Source organism: Granulosicoccus antarcticus IMCC3135, assembly GCF_002215215.1.
GTDB lineage: Bacteria > Pseudomonadota > Gammaproteobacteria > Granulosicoccales > Granulosicoccaceae > Granulosicoccus > Granulosicoccus antarcticus.
Window position 1 is genome coordinate 3,381,635 of record NZ_CP018632.1, and the last position, 3,279, is coordinate 3,384,913.

The following is a 3,279-nucleotide window of genomic DNA, read 5'->3' on the forward strand; positions in this document are numbered from 1 at the left end:
TTTTGTTATCCGTTGCAAATGCTTTATTGCGGAATCAGCAGAGCCCCATCTTCATAGGTGATCGCCTGGCTGGCGGTGACATTGGCCGCAATGCTCCCCAGGTTCTCTTGCGTGACAACACCATCGACAGGGGCTGACGTTGCCAGAACCTGGCTGGCTGGCAGGTCTGTACCTTCCATCAGATGCGCATACATCAGATCCAGAGATTGCTTGAAGTAGTAGTCAATGGGCAGGAAGTTCATGCCCGATGCGGCATAGGCTCCCAACAGTGAATCCAGATGCTGTGCATGAGGCACCTCATAATATTTGAGGGCGCTGTTTTCTCCTTCGACCTGCTGGTTCAACACATAGTAGGGACGCGAGGAGTGATTGACGGGTATCAGTGCATCCGCACGACCATGCACGATGATAGTGGGTACGCCGTGTAGATCGCCGCTGGCTTTGATTTCATCGATTCCCTGGACCAGTCTTGCATTAAGAGGGTTTTCTGCATTGTCGCGCAGATCTTTCCAGCACAGTGCGCCTTCCAGGTTGTAGTCCAGCTCACCGTTGCTGGAGGGTGCCGCTATCTGGATGGTAGCGCCGGCAGGGGAGTCATCCTTGATCAGGAACATGCCCGCTGTGCGGGGAATGCCGTTGCTGTCGGCGGCAAGGGTTGTGAGCAGTGGGTAGGGGGCAGGTGTCAGCGTCGCTGTGATCACATGAGCCATGCTGACGCTACACAGTGCATCCACGACAGAGCTGCGGGTGTAGGCATTACCATAGGTGGTGATCAGGGACTGGAACAGATCTACGCCTGCGTAGCCTGCGAGCAGTTTCGTGGATTCGCTCAGGTAGCCGGCTTCCAGTAATTTCTGGTTGGCCTGTTCGCCTACTAATTCTATATCGCCTTCATCTAGCAGGCCGGCTGCTACCAGAGAGTTACAGCGAGCAGTGGTGTCACCGCGCAGCTCTGCAAAGGTGGCGCCTGTATTGACTGACGCTTTGCTGGCGCAGGCGGCATACAGTTCGGCAGCCACTATATAGTCATAGAACGGTGCCGAGTGTGCATCGAAGGGGTCGCGCCCGGCCATATTGATCGTGAACGGGCTGGCGGCCGCAACAGGATTGACATTCGGTTCGCCGACCACGATGCCATCAAAGACGCTTCCATCGCTCGCTTCTGCGGCTCTGAGAATGGCTGAGCCACCGTTGGATACACTGGCTCCCATGATCAGGGTATTCGCTGTCGTCAGCGATGTCTCGTATTCTTCGCTGAGTATATTCAGCGCAAACTGTATCGATTCGAGTGTATGCAAACCCCAATCCTTCTCGATGTTCTTTTGCGAATGAGCATGTTTGAAGGCATAGCGGTTCGGATTGGCATCAGCATAAGCCTGTACTTCGTCATTACCGGGAAGCGTGATGCCGGCATAGTCCGCACCCGGTGTTGGCACATTCTCGCTGGTCGGTACCACGAAGCTCGCCTCATCGCTACTGCTGGCCAGTTCAATGCTTTCCAGTGAAAGGTCAAACCCGGTTTTCTGTGTCAGCTCTACCGCTCCTGTACCTTTGTTGGCATCGGTATAGGCCACGGCACAGCCCTTAGACACACCCCAGTCACCACTGGTGCCGACAGCGCCATAGGCATTGCGTGAGCCGGATGAGGGTGCGACTACCAGGCAGGCGGCATCTGGATCAAAACTGTCGGGCAGTTGCAACATCAATGTTGCGCGATTGATACCCTCACCGACGAATGCACGAAATTCACGGCCTGGATAGGATGTGTCATCTGTGGGTCCGTAGAGTGTGCCGAACCCGCCTTCTGCGCGTAGATCAACCAATGCTGCATAGTTGGCATGCAAGGTCGCACGACGTAGTTCGGCGGCAGTCGGCGCTGCGGGGTCGGCGTAGAAAACGGGAGGTGTGCGTAATCCGCTCAAGCCCAGGCCACCCAGTAATCCATCGTTTTCACCATCATGGCGTGTGTCCAGCACAGGTCCGAGGGTGTCGATTGCAGCGACCTGGCCGGATGGCTGCGTAGTGTTCTCGTCATCGTCCGAACAGGACGAGAGCAGGGCCGCTATCGTGACAACGGCGGTAACGGTGTAATACTGTTTGAACGAAGGGCGTTTATTGAGTCCGTGCTTCATGTAGTGCTCCTGTCGTGACGCCATACAGCCAGTCGCTGGCTTTGCGGGAGGTCGGAAAAAGTCGACCCCCACATCATGGTAGCGAATATGTTTGCATGATTAAACCCTTGTAAGCGTCTTAAACGATAAAACCCTATCCAGCTTCTGTGTCGAAATGATGTCACTGTCATGCAAGCTACCGATGCTTGTGCCGATACCTGATGTATGAAAATGCGTCGATCATTGCTGGTACTGTCAATTGTTGCACTATCAAATGGAGGTGTGGCTGCAGCCTGGGTAAACGATGCCGATCAGATCACCATCGAGTCCGCGGAAACTCTGGCTGCTGTTGCCCGGCGTACAGGTGTGCCTCTTGACGGACTTGTCTCAGCCAACGAGCATCTGGATATCCGGGCTACATTGGAGAAAGGGCGCCTGCTGAGAATCCCCAATGCGCCTCTGGAACCTTCAGGTCCGCGTGATGGACTGGTGGTGAATCTTGCTGAGCTGCGCGTTTATTACTTTGTGAATGATGCGCTTGCCAACGTTTTTCCCATTGGTATAGGCAGAACAGGGAACGATACGCCGCTGGCTGACACACGGATTACCCGCGTAGACGCCGAGCCCAGCTGGCGTCCACCGGCATCGATCCATGCCGAGTATCGTGCCCACGGACTCTCATTGCCGGCTGTTGTGCTTCCCGGGCCCGACAATCCGCTTGGCGGGCATGCCTTGCGTCTGAACTTGCCGGGTTATCTTTTACATGGAACCAATGCACCCGAAGGCGTGGGGCTGCGGGTCAGTCATGGTTGTATCCGACTGTATAATGAACATATTGCCATTCTGGCAGAAACGGTTCCTGTGGGCACGCGTGTACGAATCGTAAACGAGCCTGTCAAGTGGCGTCTTGACGAGGCCGGGCTTCTCATTGAAGCCTACCGTCCGTTGACTGGCAAGCGTTACGAGGGGGCCGCAGCAGTGAGCGATGCTCTTGATGGAATACGAGCAGCTATCGCAGCAAAAGGCTTATCGGTTGCACGCTTTGATACCTGGCTGGAAGAGCGTCACGTTGCCCGTGATCTGTTCACCGGACTTGTATTGACGTTATCTGTCGAAGCCCTCTCCTGACTACACTCGGAAAGTGTAGTCAGGATGTCTGGACATCAGA

At 55.1% G+C, this 3,279-nt stretch carries 2 protein-coding genes; one reads left to right on the plus strand and one right to left on the minus strand.

Annotated elements, in window-relative coordinates:
• Positions 1-23: 23 nt before the first annotated feature.
• Positions 24-2,132 (minus strand): 3-hydroxybutyrate oligomer hydrolase family protein, encoded by a 2,109-nt coding sequence (locus IMCC3135_RS14590; protein WP_157735989.1) that lies wholly within the window; start codon positions 2,130-2,132, stop codon positions 24-26.
• A gap of 204 nt (positions 2,133-2,336) precedes the next feature.
• On the opposite strand from IMCC3135_RS14590, the gene IMCC3135_RS14595 reads away from it, so the two are divergent.
• Positions 2,337-3,239 carry a L,D-transpeptidase family protein gene (locus IMCC3135_RS14595; protein ID WP_088918293.1) on the plus strand — a complete coding sequence of 301 codons (903 nt, stop codon included), beginning with the start codon at positions 2,337-2,339 and terminating at the stop codon, positions 3,237-3,239.
• Positions 3,240-3,279 lie beyond the last annotated feature (40 nt).

Coding starts and splice junctions, on each gene's coding strand:
- IMCC3135_RS14590 (WP_157735989.1), bottom strand. CDS start 2,132: ATGAAGCACGGACTCAATAAACGCCCTTCGTTCAAACAGTATTACACC.
- IMCC3135_RS14595 (WP_088918293.1), top strand. CDS start 2,337: ATGAAAATGCGTCGATCATTGCTGGTACTGTCAATTGTTGCACTATCA.